Source organism: Xanthomonas sp. F1, from assembly GCF_014199855.1.
Map to the genome: position 1 here is coordinate 303,641 of NZ_JACHOK010000001.1, position 19,703 is coordinate 323,343.

Here is a 19,703-nt window from a genome sequence, read left to right on the forward strand (position 1 = left end):
TCTGAGGAAGAACTGGCGCCCCCATTCTTTTACTTGTGACCAAATTAGTCAATAGTCACAACATGTCGACTAAGGCGCCAGGCTCCGCAGGATCAGGCTGGACAACTGCGCCGTCGCGTCTGCGGCGTTGTCCAGGTTGTGCTGCAGCAACAGCGGATTGACGTATGGGCGCATGACCAGATAGATGGCATTGACCGCCTCGTCCAGCGGGGTCTTGCGTTCGAACTCCCCCGCTTCGCGGCCATCGCGCACGATCTGCAGCACCAGCGCCTTCAGATGGGCCTCGTAGGCGCCGACCGCCGGCCAGGACTCGCTGGCGGAGGTGGCGGCGAGGTCGTAGAGCTTGCGCTCCTGGAAGAACAGATGGCTGCCCGCTTCGGCCAAGGCCTTGAACATCCGGCGCAGCCGCTCCGCCGCCGCGGGCACGTCGGCCACGGCGGCGTCGACCGCCGCCATGATGGCGCTCAGGCGATTGGAGCAGATGACCTCGCCGATCGCCTGCTTGGAATCGAAGAACTTGTAGATGTAGGCCTTGGAAAACCCGATCGCCTTGGCCAGTTCGGACACGGTGGTCTTGCCATAGCCATAGCGGCCGAAATAGTCGGTCGCCGCCTCGACGATCTGATCGCGGACGTCATGGTCCGAAGGCCCGCGGAGTTGGGGCGCAGGCGTGTGTGTTTTGCTCATTTCGGCAGCTTACGTGGGGCGCTGCGGCTTGACAACGAGTGACCAAATTATAATATGGTCACAACCGCATTACCCCAAAGGCTTCCACATGCCGCCCCGTCGCTCCCTCGTTCTGTCGCTCTGTGCCGGCCTGCTGGCGGGGTGCGTCGCAGGCCCGGACTATCGCCGCCCCGATGTTCCCGTGCCCACCCACTACCTGGGAAGGACGGCGACGGATCGAGGCGATGGCGCGCCTGCCGCCGACCTGGCGACGTGGTGGCAGGGGTTCGACGACCCGCTGCTGACCCACTTCGTCGCAACGGCCCTGGAACAGAACCTGGACATCGCCCAGGCGACCGCCCGCGTTGCACAGGCGCGCGCCGCCGTCGGCGCCGCCACGGCGGCGCTGCTGCCGTCCGCGCAGATCAGCGGTTCGGCTGCGCGCGCCTATCAATCGATCGAGACGCCACTCGGTCAAGTACTCGCGGCGACGCCCGGCCATGATCGTTGGGGCAATGCCGAGGAGGCCGACCTCGGCGCAAGCTGGGAAATCGATCTGTTCGGCGGCCTGCGACGCGGCCGGGAAGCAGCGCAGGCCGATTACCAGGCCTCGCAGGCCGGCGCCGCGGCAACGCGGCTGGCGGTGGCGGCGCAGACGGCGGACCTCTACATCGCCATCCGTGGCATGCAGACCCGCCTGGCGATCGCCGAGCGACAGGTGCGGACCCAGCGGGATCTGCTGGCGAAAGTGCAACGGCTGTACGACAAGGGACTGGCCGCCGATTACCAGGTCCGGCAGGCAGAAGGCGCGCTGGCGACCGTGCAAGCGAGCGTTCCCGCGCTGCAGACGGGCCTGGATGCGACGATGAACGCCTTGGACGTGATGCTGGGTGTCGCACCGGGGACGCATCGCGGCGAGCTGGAGGCGGTGGCACCGATTCCCTCGGCGCCACGGATCGCCGACATGGGATCGCCTGCCGACCTGCTGCAGCGGCGCCCGGACCTGATCGTGGCCGAACGCCGGCTGGCGGCCGCCAACGCCCGCATCGGCGCAGCGATCGCCGCCTACTACCCCACGTTCTCGCTCAGCGGCCTGCTGGGAAGCGCCACGGCGATCCCCGGCGGCACGCTGTTCGGCAGCGGCGCGAAGCAAGCGTCGGCCGTGCTGGGGCTGCGCTGGCGGCTGTTCGACTTCGGCCGCATCAATGCGCAGATCGCACTGGCGAAGGGGCAGGACGCGGAAGCGCTGGCGGCCTACCGCCAAGCCGTTTTGCGCGCGACCGAGGACGTCGAGAACGCGTTGTCGGCCGTGCTCAACCGTGGCCAACAGAGCGCGAGGTTGACCCAAGGCGAAGCCGCGCTCTCCCGTGCCAGGCAATCCTCGTTCGCGGCGTATCAGCACGGAACGGCGAGCCTGATCGACGTGTTGCAGGCCGACGCGACGCTGCTGCAGGCATCGGACGCGAGAGCCCAGGCCCAGGCCGACGCGGCGCATGCCGCCGTGGCGGCGTTCAGGGCACTGGGAGGCGGCTGGCAACCCGCGCCACCCGTGCCGCCCGCAGCGACTGTAGCACGTTGAAGCGCGCCTGCGTCGGGGGGAGGCCGCACGGATGGCGTGCCGCGGCGCAGCGACCGCGCATGCAGGGCGCTTTGCCGCAGGCGAGCCGCAGCGGGTAGGCTTGGCCCACCACCGGCCACGGCCGGTGCCATCCCATTGCCAGGAGCTCGCGCATGTCCAGATCGCCCCGTCCGTCCCCTGCCCTCGCCGGTGCGGTCCTGCTCGGCGGGATCGGCCTGTCCGCCTCCGCGCTGGCCATGACCGATCTCGCCCAGGGCTATGCGCTGGGCGCCGCCGCCGCCGTCACGCCGCCGCAGCACGCCGAGGCCACCGCCCAGACCGCGCCGACGCCCGCTCCTGCGGCACAGGCCAAGCCTGCCGCCGATCCGGCCAAGGCCAGCGAAGGCGGTTGCGGCGCCAAGGCCGGCGACGGCGGTTGCGGCGCGCACGCCCCGGCGGCGACGCCGGCCAAGCCCGAGACGGCCGGCGCCGCCGCCACGCCGCAGGCCAAGCACGACGACAAGGCCATGGCCGAAGGCAAGTGCGGCGAGGGCAAATGCGGTGGCAGCCACTGAAGCGCCGCCGCGGCCCCTGGCAGCGGCCAGCGCCGGCCTCGGGCTGCGTCGCGGCTTGCTCCAGGACTTGCTGCAGGCGCCGGCGGACGCGTTCGATTTCCTCGAATGCGCGCCGGACAACTGGATCGGCGTCGGCGGCCGTCCGGGGGAATTGCTGCAAACGCTGAGCGCCCGCCATCCGCTCAGTTGCCACGGCCTGTCGTTGTCGCTGGGCGGCATGGCCGCGCTGGACACCACCCTGCTGCAGCAGACCCGTCAGTTCCTCGACCGGCACCGGGTCGCGCTGTACAGCGAACACCTCAGCTACAGCGCCGACGACGGCCACCTCTACGAACTGCTGCCGCTGCCGTTCACCGACGAAGCGGTGCGCCACGTCGGCGCGCGCATCGCCCAAGTACAGGACGCGCTGGGCCGGCGCATCGCGGTGGAGAACGTCTCCTACTACGCCGCCCCCGGCCGGGCGATGAGCGAAGCCGCCTTCGTGGCCGCGGTGCTGGACGAGGCCGACTGCGACCTGCTGCTGGACGTCAACAACGTGCACGTCAACGCCTGCAACCACGGCGACGATGCCCTGGCCTTCCTCGCCGCCATGCCCAGCGCGCGCATCGCCTCGTACCACGTCGCCGGCCATCGCGACGACGCCGCCAGCGGGCTGAAGATCGACACCCATGCCGCGCCGGTGGTCGACCCGGTGTGGGACCTGCTCGCCACCGCCTACCGCCTGCACGGCGTGCGTCCCACCGTGCTGGAGCGCGACGGCCAGTTCCCGCCGCTGCACGAACTGCTCGACGAAGTGCAGCGCATCCGCGCCGTGCAGGCGCAATCGCTCGACGCATGAGCGACACCCTGCGCGCGCAACAGTTCGCGCTGACCCGGCACCTGCGCGATCCGCAGCGGTACCCGCCGCCAGCGGATATCCCGCCGCAGCGCCTGGCCGTGTACCGCGCCCTGTTCTTCGACAACCTGGCGCAGTTGCTCGGCGGCCAGTTCCCGGTGCTGCGCGCCACCCTCGGCGACGCCGACTGGACGGCGCTGCTGCGCGCGTTCTGCGCCGACCACCGCGCCCGCACGCCGCTGTTCCCGCGCCTGGGCGAGGAACTGGTGGCGTTCCTGGCGCAGCGCGCACCCGATCCGCAGCGTCCCTGGCTGGCCGAGCTGGCGCACTACGAAACCGTGGAACTGCAGGTGCAGATCGACGATGCCGCGCTGCCACCGCATGATCCGCATGGCGACCTGCTCGACGGCATCCCGCTGCTGTCGCCCTGGCTGCGGCTGCTGCGCTACCGCTGGCCGGTGCAGCGCATCGGCCCGGCCTGGCAGCCGGACACGGCGCCGGCGCAGCCGACCTGCCTGCTGGCGCGGCGCGAGGCCGACGGCCAGGTGCGCTTCGCCGAACTGGCGCCGCTGGCCCATGACGTGCTGGCGGCGCTACAGCCTGGTACGCGCAGCGGGCGGGCGCTGCTGCTGGACCTGGCTGCCGCGCACGGCCTTGCGCCGGCCGCCCTGCTGCACGAGGGCACGGCCCTGCTGGAGCGGCTGCGCGCGCAGGGCAGCGTACTCGGCACGCACGTGCCTGGGTAACGCCGCGGCGGCCGGCGGCCGCGCTCTGCTAACCTTGGCGGATGAACGATTCGGTCGACAGCCCCTCGCAACCCCTGGTCATCACTCCGATGTCGCGGCGTTTCCGCGGCTATCTGCCGGTGGTGGTTGACGTGGAAACCGGCGGGTTCGACTGGAACAAGCATGCGCTGCTGGAGATCGCAGTGGTGCCGATCGAGATGGACGATTTCGGCCAGCTGTATCCCGGCGTCACCGCCAGCGCGCACGTGGTGCCGGCGCCGGGCACCCTGATCGATCCGAAGTCACTGGAGGTCACCGGCATTGTCCTGGATCACCCGTTCCGCTTCGCCAAGCCCGAACGCGAGGCGCTGGACCACGTGTTCGCGCCGGTGCGCGCGGCGGTGAAGAAGTACGGTTGCCAGCGCGCCATCCTGGTCGGCCACAACGCCCATTTCGACCTCAACTTCCTCAATGCCACGGTCGCCCGCTGCGGCCACAAGCGCAATCCGTTCCATCCCTTCAGCGTGTTCGACACCGTCACCCTCGCCGGCATCGCCTACGGCCAGACCGTGCTGGCGCGCGCGGTGCAGGCCGCCGGCTTCGACTGGAACGCCGCCGACGCGCACAGCGCGGTCTACGACACCGAGCAGACCGCGCGCCTGTTCTGCAAGATCGCCAACGCCTGGCCGGCCCCACCGATCGCCGCGGCGCCTTGAGTCCGCGGCGCGCCTTGCATGGCCACGCGCGACGCCGTCGTGTTGGCCCGGCGGCACTGCGACCGAGCGGCGGGTGATAGCGCCGCACGCACGCCGGCAGCGCGCCGCATGACCCGCAACGTGCTGTTCGTGTGCAGCCGCAATCGGCTGCGCAGCCCCACCGCGGAACAGGTGTTCGCCACCTGGCCCGGCGTGGAGACCGCCTCGGCCGGCGTCGACCACGCTGCGGACACCCCGGTCACGCCGGAGTTGCTGGAGTGGGCGGACCTCATCTTCGTCATGGAAACGATGCATCGCGCCAAGCTGTCGCGCCGCTTCAAGCGCCACCTCGGCCGCGCTCGCATCGTCTGCCTCGACATCCCCGACGACTTCGCCTACATGGATCCGGCGCTGGTGCAGCTGCTGACCGCGAAGGTATCGCGCCACCTGCCTGCACGCTGATCCTGCGCCCGCCGGCATCCAGCGCGTCCGCATCGGCATCCGCGATGCGCGCGCGTACAAAGACCCTGTGCTTCCACAAGACAACGCGCATCATGGCGGACGTGCCCCACGAACGACCCGCCCAGCGAACACGACCGATGCCCTGACCTTCCTGCGCGCGCAGCAACCTCTGCCAGACGACGACCAGCTCACCCAGGACCTGGTCGACGCCTACGACGCGGCGAGACGGCTGTTCCTCGCCGATCCCGATCGCGACGTGCTGCCCCTGTTCCTGCGCTCCTTCGGCAACGGCGACGGCTGGGGCATCTATCCGCTGGTCGAGGACGTGTTCCATGCCTGCGACCGCGGCGACGCCAGTGCCGCGATCCGGGAGGCGCTGGACGATCCCGCGCTACCTGACGGTAGCCGCTATTGGGTCACGCAGTTGGCCGCCGCCTTTGCGGATCCGGCCTTGCGCGAGGGGCTGGCCCTGTCGTTGCGGTCGGAACATCCAGACACCCGCGAGGCAGCGCAGATGGCGCTGGAGATGCTGGACCACCACGCCACACGCTGAAACGCGCGCGTCTGCGATTCACGCTACAAGGCAACGACAGCACCGATCCGCATCCCCGGACGCATGCCCTCAGCCCGCGCACACCCGATCGCGCCCCATGCCCTTGGCCCGGTACAGGGCGCCGTCGGCGCGTTCCAGCCACTGGCTCGGCGTCTCGTCCGCGCGCAGCGCGACCAGGCCGCCGCTGAAGGTGACGCGCAACGCCGGCGCCTCGGGCGCCCACTGCAGGCGCGCATGGAACAGGTCGCGCAGGCGCGTGGCGAAGCGCTCGGCATCGGCCAGCGGCGTGTCGCCCAGCAGCACCGCGAACTCTTCGCCGCCCAGGCGCGCCGGCAGGTCGGCGGCGCGGCAGGCACTCAGCAGCAGCTGCCCGACCTCGCGCAGCACCGCATCGCCGGTGGCATGCGAATAGCCGTCGTTGATCTGCTTGAAGCGGTCGATGTCCATCACCAGCAGGCATAGCGGCGCGCCGCTGCGCTGCGCGCGCTGCACGCTGTGCACCAGCACTTCGTCGAAGTGACGCCGATTCGGCAACGCGGTCAGCGCGTCTTCGTGCGCCAGGCGCTCGAAGGCGGTGGCCTGGCGCTGCAGTTCCGCCAGCAACTGGCTCTTCTCGGCATCGGCCTGCAGCAGGCGTTCGGTCTGCAGCCGCAGCGCACTGGTGCGCCGCTCCACCAACCGTTCCAGGCGCAGGGCACGCCGCTTGTAGCGCGCGATCAGGTAGCGGTACAGCAGCACCAGCGCCAACACCAGCACCGCCACGGCCGCCGCGTGCACGCTGTGCCGCTGCCACCACAGCGGCGCGACGCTGAAATGCCACACGGCCTCGCGGGTGCTCCAGGCGCCGTCCGGATGCGCCGCGGCCACGTGCAGGGTGTAGTCGCCCGGCGGCAGGCCGATGAATTCCACGCTGCGCTGGTTGCCGCGGTCGATCCAACCGCTGTCCAGGCCATCGAGCCGGGTGCGGTAGCGGATGCGCTCGGGCAGCAGATAGCTCAGGCCGACATAGGACACGCTGATGCGCTTGGCACCAGGGAGTTCCGTCTTGCGCTGCCAGGGGAAGGGCTGCCCATCCAGCAGCACGCTCTCGATCGCCGCCGGCGGTGGCAGGCGATCGCGGAAGCGCGCCAGGCGCCGCGGATCGACCGTGCTGACACCGCCGGCGGTGACCAGCCACACCGTGCCGTCGTGACGCAGGATCATCGACGGCCCGGAGCTGCCGTTGCCCTGGGCATTGGACATGCCGTCGATCTCGTCGTAGCGGCTCACCTGCAACCGCGCCTGGCGGCCGTCGGCAACCGCATCCAGCGCCGCCGCGGTGGTGCGCAGCACGCCGCGGTTGCTGCTGATCCAGACATTGCCGAGGCGGTCGCGGACCAGTTGGAACACCGCATCCACCGGCATGCCCTGCTCCAGCCCGACCCGCGCCAGCCGGCCATCGCGATCGCGGTGCAGGCCGCGGTCGGTGGAGATCCACATGTCGCGGCCCAGCGCCTGGAATCCGAACACGGTGCGCGCGCCACCCAGTGGCTCCAGCGCCAACTGCCGCACCCTGCCGTCGCGCAGCACGGACACGCCTTCAACCGAGCCGATCCACAGCGCGCCGTCGACGCTGGCCAGGGCGGTGATCAGGCCGTGCGGCAGGCCGGGCACGTCCGGGACCGACAGCCGCTCGCCGTCGATGCGCATCACCCCGCTGCGCGTGCCGATCCACACCGTGCCAGCGATATCGACGCTGAGCGCACGCACCTGGCCGCTGGGCAAGCCCTCGTCGGTTCCGTAGTGGCGCACGACGCGGCCGTCGCGCAGGCGGAACACGCCGTCGGCATAGGTGCCCATCCACAGGTCGCCGTCGCGGCCGCGCGCCAGGCTCAGCACCGATGGCGCGTCGCGCAGCGCGACCGGGGCAATGCGCCCGTCCGGCGCCATCCGGTCCAGGCCGGCGGCGCTGCCGATCCACAGCGCGCCATCCGGGGTCTCCAGCAGCGCGCGCACGTAGTCGCCGCTGAGTCCGTCGCGGCGGGTATAGCCGGCGAACAGCGTCTCGCGCAGGCGGAACAGGCCGCCATTGGCGCCGATCCAGATGCTGCCCTCGGCATCCTGCAGCAGGCTGACGATGCGCCCGTTGGGCAGCACGTCGCCCGGCAACATGCGCTCGATGCCGTGCGCGCTGATCCGCAACAATCCCTGGTTCTCGGTGCCCAGCCAGATCGCGCCGTCGCGGTCGCGCAGCATCGAGGTGAAATGGCCGTAGCCCGGCAGATGCTCCACCAGTACTGCGCGCTCGCCCTGCAAGCGATACAGGTTCTCCCCGGCGACCAGCCACAGCGAGCCGTCCGGTGCCCGGTACGGCCAGGCCAGCCCCGGCGGCAGGCCGAAGGCGGCCGGCGCGCGCCGCAGCACGCCCTGCGGGTCGCGGTACAGCAGGCCGTCGAGGCTGCCGATCCAGAGCCGTCCCTGGTCGTCGGCGGCCAGGTGCGGAAAGCTCGCCGCCAAGGGCAGATCGCGCGGCGCCGGCTGGTAGTCGAAGCGGCCATCCGGCCACAGGCAGCCCAGGCCATTGCCCTCGAACAGCAGCCACATGCGGCCGTCGCGGTCCTGGGTCATGGCGTGGATCAGCGCATGCGGCCAGCCCGGCGGCTGCCGCCAGAAACGCCACTGGCCGGCCGCATCGTGGCGGCCGAGATTGCCGCGCGAATCGCTGAGCCACAACGCGCCGGCGCGGTCCACGTACAGCGAGCCGACACCGTTGTCCGGCAGGCCCGGGCGGGTGCTGCGGTCGATGACGGTGAAGTCTAGGCCGTTGTAGCGCACCAGCCCTTCCCAGGTGGCGAACCAGAGGCGGCCGTCCGGGGTCTGCGCCAGATCGCGCAGGGAGTTGTGCGGCAGGCCGTTGCGCGAGGTCCAGGAATCGATCGCGTAGTCGCGCAGCGGCGGCACACCGTCTGCAGCGCCGTCGGCGGCGACAGCGCGCCAGGCCACGCCAAGCGCCAGCAGCAGGACCAGCAGCAGCGGCCATGCGAACGGCCACGCGCGCCCGCGGCCGCGTGCGAGCACCGCTTCCCCCCTCCCCCTGGCGACGTTCACTGTCTCGACCCGATCCGACGCAGGCGGGGCGCGACAGGACCCTGGCGCGGGGTGCCAGAGTCGAGGGGACGGGGGCGACGCAGACTCATTACCGGAGCGGAACACGGGACGAGCGCCCATGGTAGGCAAAAAACAGGCGCTGCGGGTGTAGGCGGTAGCAGGGCAGTGGAAAAGGACGCGTGAAGATTGCGCGACTGTTAAGCCGGGGCGGCTTGCGCAGAGGACAGTGCCGACAACGCTGGATCGCAGTGATGCCCTTCTTCCATCGGGAGAAGGTGGCCCGAAGGGACGGATGAGGGTCCGGGTGAATCCTGGGGAGAAGTCGACTGCAGTGGCTTCGGGAAGGTCTCGGTAAAGCTTGGTGTTGCCAGCGATGCCCTTGAGGGGCTTCGCCCCCCGTACCCTCACCACAGCCCCTCTCCCGCGGGGAGAGGGGCTTCCATGCGTCAGACGCTCCCTTCTCCCATCGGGAGAAGGTGCCCCGAAGGGGCGGATGAGGGTCCGGGCGAAGCCTGGGGAGAAGTCGACTACAGCGGCTTCGGAAAGGTCTCGGTGAAGCCTGGTGTTGCCATCGATGCCCGCGAAGGGCTTCGCCCCCGTACCCTCACCCCAGCCCCTCTCCCGCGGGGAGAGGGGCTTCCAGGTGTCAGACGCTCCCCTTCTCCCATCGGGAGAAGGTGCCCCGAAGGGGCGGATGAGGGTCCGGGCGAAGCCTGGGGAGAAGTCGACTGCAATGGCTTCGGGAAGGTCTGGGTGAAGCTTGGTGTTGCCATCGATGCCCGCGAAGGGCTTCGCCCCCGTACCCTCACCCCAACCCCTCTCCCGCGGGGAGAGGGGCTTGGGTTGCTCCCAGCGCTGAGGGGCGCTGCCGGCGTCACAGACGCGGCGCCGGGCGCTTAGCCCATGCGCTGGCGCACCGCCTCGAACAGGGTCACGCCCGCGGCGACCGAGACGTTGAGGCTCTCGATCTCGCCCGGCATCGGGATGCGCACCAGGCCGTCGCAATGCTCGCGGGTCAGCCGGCGCAGGCCGTCGGACTCGCCGCCCAGCACCAGCGCCACGTTGCCGCGCAGATCCTGCGCATACAGCGAGGTCTCGGCCTCGCCGGCCAGGCCGTAGATCCACACGCCCTGCTTCTGCAATTCGCGTAGGCACCGCGCCAGGTTGGTCACCGCCACGATCGGCAGGCGGTCGGCGGCACCGGCCGAGGTCTTGCGCACGGTGGCGTTGACCGGCGCCGACTTGTCCTTGGGAATCACCACCGCCGTCACGCCGGCCGCGGCGGCACTGCGCAGGCAGGCGCCGAGGTTGTGCGGATCCTGTACGCCGTCCAGCACCAGCAGCAGGGCGCGGCCCTCGGCGGCGCCGACCAGGCCTTCCAGTTCGCTTTCGGCCCAGGTCCGCGCCGCGGCGTAGCGCGCGGCCACGCCCTGGTGCCGCACCGAGCCGCCGACGCCGTCCAGCGCCTGCGTGTTCACCCGCCGCACGTCGATGCCCTTGCGCCGCGCGTTCTCCTCGATCTCCTGCAGGCGCGGATTCTTGCTGCCCGCCTCCACCAGCACCTCGCGCACGTTGTCGGCGTCGTTCTCGATCGACGACGCCACGGCGTTGACGCCGACGATCCACTGGTTCTGCTTGCTCATGAGGCGGGACTACGCGATAGGAAAGCGGGCATGGTAGGGGTTGTGGCCGCTGGCGTCATGCCTGGGGGCCGGGATTGGAGATTGGAGATTCGGGATTGGCAGAAGCGGCATGCCTGCGATGTCCTGCTTGCCTGCTGCCCTGAGATACACGCGTTGCGGCTGCATGACTACGAACGCCTCTCTCAAATAGCCAAGCCGTGCGCAGCACGCCGTTGTGGGAGGGACTTCAGTCCCGACTGCAGGCAGCCTGAACTCCTTGCCTGCCCTCACCTGTCGCGTTCGAAGGCCAGAGTGACAGCAGGATCGCCAGCGACGCGACGCGCCCATTGGTACCGCCCCGGCAACTCAGCCCGGCCAGCGCTCGGTGTCGTGGTCCGGATGCTGGCGCGAGACGACATCGGCCAGGAACGGCGCGGCGGCCAGATCGCCCTCGGTGTGGGTCGCTGGCAGGCGATGCAGCGCATCCACGAACGGCAGCTTCGCTTCGATGCCGTACTGGATGGTGGGCGGCAGGTCCTGAGGACGATCGAAGGCGCCGGCCGCCACCGCGATGCCGTCCGGCGCTTCGTAGGTCAGCGGCGTGCCGCAGTCGGCGCAGAAGCCGCGCTGCACCAGGTTGGACGAGGCGAAACGCTTGGGCGCACCGCGGGTCCAGGTCAGTTCCGCGCCGCGGGTGGAGACCAGCGGCGCGTAGTAGGCGCCGAACGCCTTCTGGCACATCCGGCAATGGCAGATCGAGGCATCGTGCAGGCGCCCGCGTACCCGGAAGCGCACCGCACCGCATTGGCAACCGCCGCTGTACTCCTGCATGTCTGCTCTCCGCTGCGGACCGCATCGCGCAGGGGTCGCCCCCGCACGACGCAAGGGATGCGCGATCGCGGCAGCCGCCACGCGGCCGGCCGCGACGCTGCGCCGTCAGTACTTCTTTTTCTTGCGCTTGGCCGGCTGCCCACGCGGTGGCGGCGGCGGCAACTCGTCGTGTGCCGACGCACCTTCCTCGACCAGCCGGAAGTCGATCTTGCGCTCCTCCATGCTCGCCTTCAGCACCACGATGCGCACGCGGTCGCCCAGGCGGAACTCGCGGCCGCGGCGCTCGCCGGTCAGGGTCTTGCGGGTGGCGTCGAAGTGGTAATAGTCCTGCGGCAACTGGGTCACGTGGATCAGGCCGTTGACCTTGGACTGGTCCAGCTCGACGAACAGGCCGAAGCTGGTCACGCCGCTGACCACGCCGTCGAACTGCCCGCCGACGTGCTTCTCCATCCACGCCGCGCGGTAGCGCTCGTCAACCTCGCGCTCGGCCTCGTCGGCGCGGCGCTCGCGCTCGGAACACTGCAGCGCCAGCGCCGCCATCGCGCGCGGCGCGTAAAGGTACTTGTCCGGCGCGCCGCGGGTCAGCGCGTACTTGATCGCGCGGTGCACCAGCAGATCCGGATAGCGGCGGATCGGCGAGGTGAAGTGCGCGTAGGCCTCCAGCGCCAGGCCGAAGTGGCCGGCGTTGTCGGGCGAATACACCGCCATGCTCTGGCTGCGCAGCAGCACCGATTCCAGCAGCGCCGCGTCCGGGCGCTCGCGCACCTTCTTCAGCAGCTTGGTGTAGTCGCCCGGTACCACCTTGCTCCACGCCGGCAGGCTCAGCTTGAACTCCTTGAGGAACTCCAGCAGGTCGGCGTACTTGGATTCCGGCGGCCGCTCGTGCACGCGGAACGGCGCCGGGATATGCGTCTCCAGCAGGTAGCGCGCCGCGGCCACGTTGGCCGCGATCATGCATTCCTCGATCAGCTTGTGCGCGTCGTTGCGCACCAGCATGCCGGCCTGGGTCACCTCGCCGGTGTTGTCGAGCACGAAGCGCACTTCCGCGGTCTCGAACTCGATCGCGCCGCGGCGCGCACGCGCCTTGGCCAGGATCTGGTACAGCTGATGCAGCCGCTCCAGTTGCGGCAGCACCGCCGCCACGTCCTTGCGCACCTGCTCGTCTTTTTCGCCCACCGCCTGCCACACCTGCTCATAGGTGAGCCGCGCGTGCGAGTTCATCACCGCCTCGTAGAAGCGCGCGCCGGCCACCTCGCCCTGGCGGTCGATCTGCATGTCGCAGACGAAGCACATGCGGTCGACCTTGGGGTTGAGCGAGCAGATGCCGTTGGACAGCGTCTCCGGCAGCATCGGCACCACGAAACCGGGGAAGTACACCGAGGTCGCGCGCTTGACCGCCTCGGTATCCAGCGGCGTGCCCGGACGCACGTAATGCGACACGTCAGCGATCGCCACCACCAGGCGGAAACCGTCGGCGTTGGGCTCGCAGAACACCGCGTCGTCGAAGTCCTTGGCGTCGGCACCGTCGATGGTCACCAGCGGCGTCTGCCGCAGGTCCACGCGGCCCTTGATCGCGGCCGGCTCCACCGTCAGCGGGACCGCCGCGGCTTCGTCCAGCACTTCTTGCGGGAACTCATAGGGCAGCTCGTGGCCGTGGATCGCCGCTTCCACCAGCAGCGACGGGGTCAGCTTGTCGCCGAGCACCGCGATGATCTTGCCGATCGGCGGGCGCCGCGCGTCCGGCGCGGAGGTCAGTTCGCACACCACCAGTTGCCCGTCGCGCGCCTCGCCGACGGCGTCGGCGGGGATCTGCACGTTGCGCTGGATGCGCTTGTCGTCCGGCACCACGAAGGCGATGCCGGCTTCCAGGCTGAAACGTCCGATCATCCGCGTCAGGCCGCGCTCGAGCACACGCGCGATGCTGCCTTCGCGACGACCGCGGCGGTCGATGCCGGTGACGTTGGCCAGGGCGCGGTCGCCATGCAGCACCTTGCGCATTTCGTACGGCGGCAGGAACAGGTCGTCGCCACCCTCGTCCGGACGCAGGAAGCCGAAGCCGTCCGGGTTGGCAATCACCACGCCGGGGATCAGATTGGTCTGCTGCAGCGGCGCGTAGCCACCGCGGCGGTTCTGCACCAACTGCGCCTCGCGCAACATCGCGCCCAGGCGCTTGCTCAGCGCTTCCTTGCGCGTGGGCTCGGTCAGGCCGAGCTGTTCGGCCAGTTCGTCCAGGGTCTGCGGGCCGTCGCAGCGCTCGAGCAATTGCAGGATCGCCTCGCGGCTGGCGATGGGCTGCGCATAGCGCTCGGCCTCGCGTGCGGCATAGGGATCCTGGATCGGCGCGGCGGTGTCGGGCGCGGCCGCCGGCGGCGGCGTCGGCGGGTGCAGCGGTTGCAGCGGCGGCTTGGGGCCACGGCGCAGGAAGCTGGGCATCCAGACGGGCAGACGCGATTTCTTCGGCGTATCGGGGGAGTGCGCGTCGCTGGACGCGGATTTGCCGGGCTTGCCGGACTTGCTTTTGCGAGTTGTCATCCGTGCATGGTACTCCCATGCAGGTGGCCCCCACCCGAACCGGGCGGTGCAGCCGCCGCGAACGCGCTCCCAGAAACGACGAAGCCCGCGTCAGCGGGCCGGTCGGTGCGAGAGTTCAGCGCTCTCGCGATGTTGCCTGTGGTGCCCAGGAGAGGACTCGAACCTCCACGGTTTTACCCGCTAGTACCTGAAACTAGTGCGTCTACCAATTCCGCCACCTGGGCGCTGAAGGCCGCGAATTCTGCGGTGCCGCCGCGACCTTGTCAACGCCTATTTCGCGTCCGGTCGCGATCGATCACGTCGATGACGCGATTCGACCGCGGCAGACAGCGTGCCCCGCACGCGCCGACCGCCGCGCGGCTGTGCACGCGCGCACGCTTCGGCGGCATGCGGATTCGGCAAAAAACCGCATGTGCGATGCCGATTCCGACACAGCGCCCGCGCAAGCGGACCTGCTTCGAAGATCCGCCGTGACGGCGCCGGAAGTTCGCGATTTTGTCGGTTGACCCGGATCGGCGCCCCGCTAGTTTGCATCCGGCAATCCGTCGCCCTCCCCCACGCTCCGGAGCCTCCACCATGCATCCCCTGTCCGCTTCCCTGCTCGCCGTCACCCTGTTCGCCAGCGCCACCAGCGCCTCCGCCGCCACGGCCGGCGCCGACGACGCCACGCTCAACTCCCTCACCGAGATCCAGCGCGCCCTGGACAGCGGCGCCTCGGTCGCCGTGGCGATCGACCTGAGCCAGTGCACGCCGACCTCCGGCGGCGCCACGCCCAGCCAGACCCGTGGCGGCCTGCGCATCGGCGCCTACCGCGTCACCGCCGACGGCACCCTGTCCTTCGCCGACGAACATGTCACCGTCGGTCGCGACGGCAAGCCGATCCAGCAGTTCCTGCGCTACCAGGTGCACCCGGACAACAGCATCGACTTCAGCATGTTCGTGTTCGCCCTGCCCAGCTACCAGCAGACCGGCAGCACCCTCGGCTACCGCTGCGCGATCAACCAGGGCCTGCGCTTCAACGTCGGCTACTGATCCGGCAGACCAAGAACGTCCTGAAGCGGGCGCCGTAACGACGCCCACCGCAGGTATGGGGAAGCCGGCCGCAGAAGCAGCCCATGAACTTGGCAGCCATATCCGCCGGTGCGAGACTTCCTGCCTCGCTCCCGTCCACGGTGGCCGCCCTGTTCCGCGACTCCACACAGCCACCGGCGCCTGCCGCCTGCGCGGAACTACCGCGGCTCCTGCTACAGGCGCTGGCGCCGCTGATGGGCAACCGTCGTCCCGAGGTCACGGAAACGTTTCTGCCCACCACCGGCGCGAACGCCCTGGCGCTCATCGACCAACGACTGCGTGCCTGGACCAGCACGGCCTACGCGACATGGTCAGCCGACACATTGCGGTGCATCCTGACATGTCCGATGCGCGAGGACGCGCAGCAGTCGTTGCTGTTCGTGGCGTGCGCTCACCCGGACGGCCGGGAACGGCAGAAGGCGGTATGGAATCTCGGCCAGTTCCCCTGCTACCTGAGCCTGGTCGCTGCGCTGTTGCGATCTGCCGACTGGGTGCCGCAGGTGCGTTTCGCCGCACGCGAGGCGGTCCAGCGCCTGCTTGGCAACTGCAATGCCGATGCGGTCCTGGCAGCGTGGCCGCTGGTTCTGCGGCTGCAGCAATGGGAGCGCGCATCCGATGGATGGCTCGAAGCCAACGTGGAAGGCTGGATGCTGGATCCGTGCAACGATGCACTGCTGCAGAGCGCGCGTGCATCCCACGATCCGGCGCTTCGCGCCTGGGCCTACCGGATCTCCATCGAACGCGGAAACACGCAGTTGCATGGGCAGGCGCTCATGCAGCAGGACCCGCGCATCGGCCTGCATGCGCTACGCCATGCCCAGGCGACGCGCGATGCGCGATGCGGCATCCATGGTGGCGATCGCCGCCGCCGGAATGCAGGCGCCGCACCCCGCCGTACGCCGGGAATGCCTGCACGCACTGGCGTCGGCGGACCCGGCGAAGGCCGCCATTGCGCTGCCGCACGCCCTGCTCGATCGCGCATCCGGCGTCCGCCGCCTCGCGGCCTACCTCACGCGGCAACAAGGCGCCGACCCACGCATCGCATGGCGCGCGGCACTGGATCAGGACAGCCCGGACGGCCGGATCGGCGCCCTCGCATCGCTTGCCGAGGAAGCCGAACCCGAAGACGCGGCGCGCTTGCGCACGCGCCTGTTCGCCACCCGCGCAAGCGTGCGTCAGCAAGCCCTGAAGGGCCTGTTGCGCCTGCGGCAACCGATCCCCTCGGATGCTACCCGGCGCCTCCTGCAACTTGGCGGCGGCAGGGTCATGGACACGTTGACCGACGCCATTCGGGACAGCGCGGTGACGTTCGACGCTGCGCTGATCCAGCACGTGCTCGGCGATGAGGCAACCGACGCCGCTTGCCGCGCGCGTCTGCACAAGTTCATGGGCATTCGCGGCCTATGGGATGGCCTGACGCAGCTATTGGCGCTACGCGTCGCCGAAGCGGACCGTCACTGGTGGCTGACGGCGATCGATGAGTGGATCGACCGAAGCGGGAGGTATACGCCGTTAGGCGAGCTACGCAAGCGCGCGCTGCTCGACTCCATTGCCGAGCGCACTGCCGACCTGCCGGGCGAGCGGGTAATGAAGATCCTGACTGCGGTACTGCGCTATTGAGGCATCGCTGGCCGCCTTGCGCGGACCAGCACGCGCGCAGCGCTCGCAGCGGACGACCGCGCTGCGTCCCGGCGCGAGCGGTTCCCTCCCCGGCCCCTCCGCGAACCGAGCTGACGTACGCGGCTGCAAATCGCTTGACAAGCCTCCAGTCCACGCGCAGAATTCTCGTTCTGAGTTGCCCAGGTGGCGGAATTGGTAGACGCACTAGTTTCAGGTACTAGCGGGTAAAACCGTGGAGGTTCGAGTCCTCTCCTGGGCACCACGACCGACAGGTCGAGAAAGATCTCAAAACCCGCTTCGGCGGGTTTTTTGTTGGCTGCGTGCAGGCCGCGACGCTCAGCGCTGCGGCGGACGCAACGGACCGATGTCCACGCGCACGCCCTTCACCCACACCGCCACCTTGTAGGCACGGTAGCCCGGATTATGGCGTTCGGCCGCACGCGCGGCCAGATAGGCATTGGCGGCATGCACCAGCACCTGCAAGGACGGCTCCAGTTGCGCGATGCGCCGGAGTCTCACTTCGTAGGTGGCCATGCGCCCTCCCCCACGCACGGGCATGCGCCGCGTCGCGCCGCGATCGGCCAGCGCATGGCGACGGCGCAGCGCGGCGCCGACACTCTGGTGTCTCCAACGTCCATGTCCTGCATGCGCATCCTCGCGCGTCCGTGCATTCCGCACCGCACGAGTATTGAATTTCCGAACAATCGGAGTCAAGCGAGGCTGTACGACAAGCCGGCGGATGCTCCATATCTTGGTAGGCCCGTCGTCCCCCAGGGCCCACCGCAATGAATAGCTTCGGCGACCGTTTGCGCGAAGCCAGGAAAGCCGCCGGGCTTACCCAGGAACAGTTGGGCTTCGCGCTGGACGTGACCAAGTCGTCGGTGTCCGCCTGGGAGAACGACCGCGAAACCCCGAGCTTCCGTCTCCTGCCAACGCTGCGCAATGTACTGAACCGCTCGCTCGACGAACTGGTGTGCGGCGTGGGCCCGGGCAAGCGCGTGCAGGACCTGCCCTCCGACTATCCGCTGCTGGCGCAGGATGCGCAGGAGCGCGCGTTGCTGGCGCGCTATCGCAACGCACCGCCGGGCCACCGCGACGCCGTGCTGGAACTGCTCAAGCCGAGCAGCGGCTGAGTCGCACTGGTGGCGGATGTGGCTTTCGGGTATCGCCAGTAACGAAAGAATGCCATTCGTAGGAGCGGCTTCAGCCGCGACAGGGCGTTATCGGTAACGCCTCGTCGCGGCTGAAGCCGCTCCTGCGGGGACAACGCCACGTCCCGCTGAGCCGCGGCAAGCGTGATGCTGGAGACTCCCTTCAGCGGCCGACGCCGAGCTTGCGCAGTGCCTCGCCCCAGATCGCGTAGCCCGCTTCGCTGGGATGGGTGCCATCGGGCATCAGCGCCGCCGGCAGTGTGCCGTCCGGCTGCAGGAACCGCGCGCCGATGTCGAGCCAGCGCACCTGCGGGTCGCGGCCGAAGCGCGCGGCCAGCAGGCGATTGGTCTGCAGGATCGGTTCGCGCTGCGGCGCATCGGCGGCGAAGCCGCGCGGAAAGATGCCCATCAGCACGATCCGGCTGTGCGGCAGGCGCCGCCGGATCTCGGCGACCACCGCCGCCACGCCATCGGCGGTCTCCTGCGGCGTATTGGTGCGCGCATGCTCGGTGCCGGCGAGATTGTTGGTACCGAGGTTGATCACCACCCAGCGCGGCGCCAGGCCGTCGACTTCGCCCTGGCGCAGCCGCCACAGCACGTTCTGGGTGCGGTCCCAGCCGAAGCCCAGGTTCAGCACGCGCGCGGCGCCGAAGGTGCGCTGCCAGGCCTGCGCGCCGTTCACCCGGATCGCCTGCGGCGTCCCCGCCCAGAAATGGGTGATCGAATCGCCGAGCATCACCACCTGCGGCTGCATCTGCCGCGCAGCGTCCAGCGCGGCATGGTGGCGGCCATACCAATCGTAGGAATCCTGTTCCAGCCAGGGCACCGGGATGCGCGCCGTGTCGACGTCGGTCATCGCGTCCAGCGGCACCCGTGGCGCGTCGTCGAGCAGCCGCGCCAGGGTCGGCTCGATCGCCTCGGCCATGCGCCGCTGCCCGCGCGTGTCCGGGTGCAGCGCGCCGCTGCCGGGACGCTGGCGTGGATCGTAGAACAGGCTCGGATCCAAGGTGCCGTCGGCGCGCTGGAACACCGTGCCGATGTCCAGGTAGGCCACGCGCGGATTGTCGCCATAGCGCACCGCCAGCGCACGATTGATCTCGGCATCGCGCGCACTCTTCTGCGCCGACAGCCCACTGGGCAGCAGGCCGAGCAACAGGATGCGCGCGCGCGGCAGGCGCTGCTCCAGCGTGGCCACCACCGCATCGATGCCGCGCACCGTATCCGCCGCACTGTCGCCGTCGCGGCCGGTGTTGTTGGTGCCGATCAACAGGACCGCCACCTTGGGCCGCAGGCCGTCGACTTCGCCATGCTGCAGGCGCCACAGCACGTGTTCGGTGGCATCCCCGCTGAAGCCGAGGTTGAGCGCGCCACGGCTGCCGTAGAAGGTCCGCCAGGTCGACTGGAAGTCCTGGTCCGGCGCCTGCGCCTTCTCGTAGTTCTGGGTGATCGAATCGCCGATCAGCAGCAGCGGCGCATCCGGCTGCGCGCGCACCTGCGCCACTACCTGCTGGTGGCGCTCGGCCCACCAGGCTTCATGCAGGCGATCGGCCGGGGTCACCGGAACCGGCGAGGCCACAGGCGCTGGCGCGGACCGGGCGTGGCCCGGATGCGCAGCGAGGCACAGCAATGCGAGGACGGCCGCGCGCGGGAGCGATGCGGCGAAGCGGGCGCCGAAGGCGCGGAGAAAGCGCTGCATGTGCGGGGCTGCCGAAGCCTGCGA

Annotated in this window: 18 protein-coding genes and 2 tRNA genes; 11 read left to right on the forward strand and 9 right to left on the reverse strand. The window is 69.9% G+C overall.

From position 1 onward, the window contains the following. Positions 1 to 69 precede the first annotated feature (69 nt). Positions 70 to 687 carry a TetR/AcrR family transcriptional regulator gene (locus tag GGR71_RS01330; protein ID WP_160957152.1) on the reverse strand — a complete coding sequence of 206 codons (618 nt, stop codon included), beginning with the start codon at positions 685 to 687 and terminating at the stop codon, positions 70 to 72. Positions 688 to 775: 88 nt separating this feature from the next. Here GGR71_RS01330 and GGR71_RS01335 point away from each other — a divergent pair, with 88 nt between their 5' ends. The 7 genes from GGR71_RS01335 (at position 776) to GGR71_RS01365 (ending at position 6,069) form a co-directional block, all read left to right on the forward strand. Beyond that, a complete protein-coding gene (locus tag GGR71_RS01335; RefSeq protein ID WP_160957153.1) occupies positions 776 to 2,245 on the forward strand; it encodes an efflux transporter outer membrane subunit in 1,470 nt (489 codons plus the stop codon). A 152-nt stretch (positions 2,246 to 2,397) separates the two neighbouring features. Continuing rightward, positions 2,398 to 2,799: an HvfA family oxazolone/thioamide-modified RiPP metallophore gene (locus tag GGR71_RS01340; protein WP_160957154.1), complete on the forward strand. Its 402-nt coding sequence runs from the start codon at positions 2,398 to 2,400 to the stop codon at positions 2,797 to 2,799. After that, positions 2,786 to 3,637 (forward strand): HvfB family MNIO-type RiPP peptide maturase, encoded by an 852-nt coding sequence (locus GGR71_RS01345; protein ID WP_160957155.1) that lies wholly within the window; start codon positions 2,786 to 2,788, stop codon positions 3,635 to 3,637. Before GGR71_RS01340 ends, GGR71_RS01345 begins: the two co-directional genes overlap by 14 nt. Continuing rightward, positions 3,634 to 4,380, forward strand: coding sequence for an HvfC family RiPP maturation protein (locus GGR71_RS01350; RefSeq protein WP_160957156.1), 747 nt, complete (start codon positions 3,634 to 3,636; stop codon positions 4,378 to 4,380). Before GGR71_RS01345 ends, GGR71_RS01350 begins: the two co-directional genes overlap by 4 nt. Positions 4,381 to 4,421: 41 nt before the next feature. Then, positions 4,422 to 5,075 carry a ribonuclease T gene (gene rnt / locus GGR71_RS01355; RefSeq protein WP_048491814.1) on the forward strand — a complete coding sequence of 218 codons (654 nt, stop codon included), beginning with the start codon at positions 4,422 to 4,424 and terminating at the stop codon, positions 5,073 to 5,075. A gap of 108 nt (positions 5,076 to 5,183) precedes the next feature. Continuing rightward, positions 5,184 to 5,516 carry a low molecular weight protein tyrosine phosphatase family protein gene (locus tag GGR71_RS01360; RefSeq protein WP_160957207.1) on the forward strand — a complete coding sequence of 111 codons (333 nt, stop codon included), beginning with the start codon at positions 5,184 to 5,186 and terminating at the stop codon, positions 5,514 to 5,516. 67 nt (positions 5,517 to 5,583) lie between these two features. Then, positions 5,584 to 6,069 (forward strand): hypothetical protein, encoded by a 486-nt coding sequence (locus GGR71_RS01365; protein ID WP_343160778.1) that lies wholly within the window; start codon positions 5,584 to 5,586, stop codon positions 6,067 to 6,069. Positions 6,070 to 6,138: 69 nt separating this feature from the next. Here GGR71_RS01365 and GGR71_RS01370 read toward each other — a convergent pair whose 3' ends face one another. From GGR71_RS01370 to GGR71_RS01390, 5 genes are all read right to left on the reverse strand, one after another. Then, positions 6,139 to 9,081, reverse strand: a complete 2,943-nt coding sequence (locus GGR71_RS01370; protein ID WP_160957209.1) for a ligand-binding sensor domain-containing diguanylate cyclase — start codon at positions 9,079 to 9,081, stop codon at positions 6,139 to 6,141. Positions 9,082 to 10,052: 971 nt separating this feature from the next. Continuing rightward, a complete protein-coding gene (rlmB, locus tag GGR71_RS01375; RefSeq protein ID WP_184451586.1) occupies positions 10,053 to 10,799 on the reverse strand; it encodes a 23S rRNA (guanosine(2251)-2'-O)-methyltransferase RlmB in 747 nt (248 codons plus the stop codon). A gap of 345 nt (positions 10,800 to 11,144) precedes the next feature. Beyond that, complete coding sequence (locus tag GGR71_RS01380; protein ID WP_160957158.1) at positions 11,145 to 11,609, reverse strand: GFA family protein; 465 nt, start codon at positions 11,607 to 11,609, stop codon at positions 11,145 to 11,147. A gap of 105 nt (positions 11,610 to 11,714) precedes the next feature. Next, a complete protein-coding gene (rnr, locus tag GGR71_RS01385; RefSeq protein WP_160957159.1) occupies positions 11,715 to 14,141 on the reverse strand; it encodes a ribonuclease R in 2,427 nt (808 codons plus the stop codon). Between the two features lie 139 nt (positions 14,142 to 14,280). Beyond that, a tRNA-Leu gene (locus GGR71_RS01390) sits at positions 14,281 to 14,365 on the reverse strand. Positions 14,366 to 14,717: 352 nt separating this feature from the next. On the opposite strand from GGR71_RS01390, the gene GGR71_RS01395 reads away from it, so the two are divergent. Next, complete coding sequence (locus tag GGR71_RS01395; RefSeq protein WP_160957160.1) at positions 14,718 to 15,173, forward strand: VirK family protein; 456 nt, start codon at positions 14,718 to 14,720, stop codon at positions 15,171 to 15,173. 350 nt (positions 15,174 to 15,523) lie between these two features. Here the strand turns inward: GGR71_RS01395 and GGR71_RS01400 are convergent, their stop codons facing one another. Further along, positions 15,524 to 16,015, reverse strand: coding sequence for a hypothetical protein (locus GGR71_RS01400; RefSeq protein ID WP_160957161.1), 492 nt, complete (start codon positions 16,013 to 16,015; stop codon positions 15,524 to 15,526). Here GGR71_RS01400 and GGR71_RS01405 point away from each other — a divergent pair. Next, positions 16,014 to 16,832 carry a hypothetical protein gene (locus GGR71_RS01405; RefSeq protein ID WP_160957162.1) on the forward strand — a complete coding sequence of 273 codons (819 nt, stop codon included), beginning with the start codon at positions 16,014 to 16,016 and terminating at the stop codon, positions 16,830 to 16,832. The two genes, GGR71_RS01400 and GGR71_RS01405, sit on opposite strands and share 2 nt — an antisense overlap. Positions 16,833 to 17,009: 177 nt before the next feature. Then, positions 17,010 to 17,094 (forward strand) — tRNA-Leu (locus tag GGR71_RS01410). A gap of 74 nt (positions 17,095 to 17,168) precedes the next feature. Here GGR71_RS01410 and GGR71_RS01415 read toward each other — a convergent pair. Then, positions 17,169 to 17,366 (reverse strand): hypothetical protein, encoded by a 198-nt coding sequence (locus GGR71_RS01415; protein WP_048491806.1) that lies wholly within the window; start codon positions 17,364 to 17,366, stop codon positions 17,169 to 17,171. A gap of 251 nt (positions 17,367 to 17,617) precedes the next feature. On the opposite strand from GGR71_RS01415, the gene GGR71_RS01420 reads away from it, so the two are divergent. After that, complete coding sequence (locus GGR71_RS01420) at positions 17,618 to 17,965, forward strand: helix-turn-helix domain-containing protein (RefSeq protein ID WP_048491805.1); 348 nt, start codon at positions 17,618 to 17,620, stop codon at positions 17,963 to 17,965. A gap of 181 nt (positions 17,966 to 18,146) precedes the next feature. Here the strand turns inward: GGR71_RS01420 and GGR71_RS01425 are convergent, their stop codons facing one another. Further along, complete coding sequence (locus GGR71_RS01425; protein WP_160957163.1) at positions 18,147 to 19,679, reverse strand: GDSL-type esterase/lipase family protein; 1,533 nt, start codon at positions 19,677 to 19,679, stop codon at positions 18,147 to 18,149. Positions 19,680 to 19,703 lie beyond the last annotated feature (24 nt).

Bases quoted from the DNA above. Each gene is read 5' to 3' on its own strand.
- GGR71_RS01330 (WP_160957152.1), bottom strand. From the start codon at position 687: ATGAGCAAAACACACACGCCTGCGCCCCAACTCCGCGGGCCTTCGGAC.
- GGR71_RS01335 (WP_160957153.1), top strand. From the start codon at position 776: ATGCCGCCCCGTCGCTCCCTCGTTCTGTCGCTCTGTGCCGGCCTGCTG.
- GGR71_RS01340 (WP_160957154.1), top strand. From the start codon at position 2,398: ATGTCCAGATCGCCCCGTCCGTCCCCTGCCCTCGCCGGTGCGGTCCTG.
- GGR71_RS01350 (WP_160957156.1), top strand. From the start codon at position 3,634: ATGAGCGACACCCTGCGCGCGCAACAGTTCGCGCTGACCCGGCACCTG.
- rnt (WP_048491814.1), top strand. From the start codon at position 4,422: ATGAACGATTCGGTCGACAGCCCCTCGCAACCCCTGGTCATCACTCCG.
- GGR71_RS01360 (WP_160957207.1), top strand. From the start codon at position 5,184: ATGACCCGCAACGTGCTGTTCGTGTGCAGCCGCAATCGGCTGCGCAGC.
- rlmB (WP_184451586.1), bottom strand. From the start codon at position 10,799: ATGAGCAAGCAGAACCAGTGGATCGTCGGCGTCAACGCCGTGGCGTCG.
- GGR71_RS01380 (WP_160957158.1), bottom strand. From the start codon at position 11,609: ATGCAGGAGTACAGCGGCGGTTGCCAATGCGGTGCGGTGCGCTTCCGG.
- rnr (WP_160957159.1), bottom strand. From the start codon at position 14,141: ATGACAACTCGCAAAAGCAAGTCCGGCAAGCCCGGCAAATCCGCGTCC.
- GGR71_RS01395 (WP_160957160.1), top strand. From the start codon at position 14,718: ATGCATCCCCTGTCCGCTTCCCTGCTCGCCGTCACCCTGTTCGCCAGC.
- GGR71_RS01405 (WP_160957162.1), top strand. From the start codon at position 16,014: ATGCGCTACGCCATGCCCAGGCGACGCGCGATGCGCGATGCGGCATCC.
- GGR71_RS01400 (WP_160957161.1), bottom strand. From the start codon at position 16,015: ATGCAGGCCGATGCGCGGGTCCTGCTGCATGAGCGCCTGCCCATGCAA.
- GGR71_RS01415 (WP_048491806.1), bottom strand. From the start codon at position 17,366: ATGGCCACCTACGAAGTGAGACTCCGGCGCATCGCGCAACTGGAGCCG.
- GGR71_RS01420 (WP_048491805.1), top strand. From the start codon at position 17,618: ATGAATAGCTTCGGCGACCGTTTGCGCGAAGCCAGGAAAGCCGCCGGG.
- GGR71_RS01425 (WP_160957163.1), bottom strand. From the start codon at position 19,679: ATGCAGCGCTTTCTCCGCGCCTTCGGCGCCCGCTTCGCCGCATCGCTC.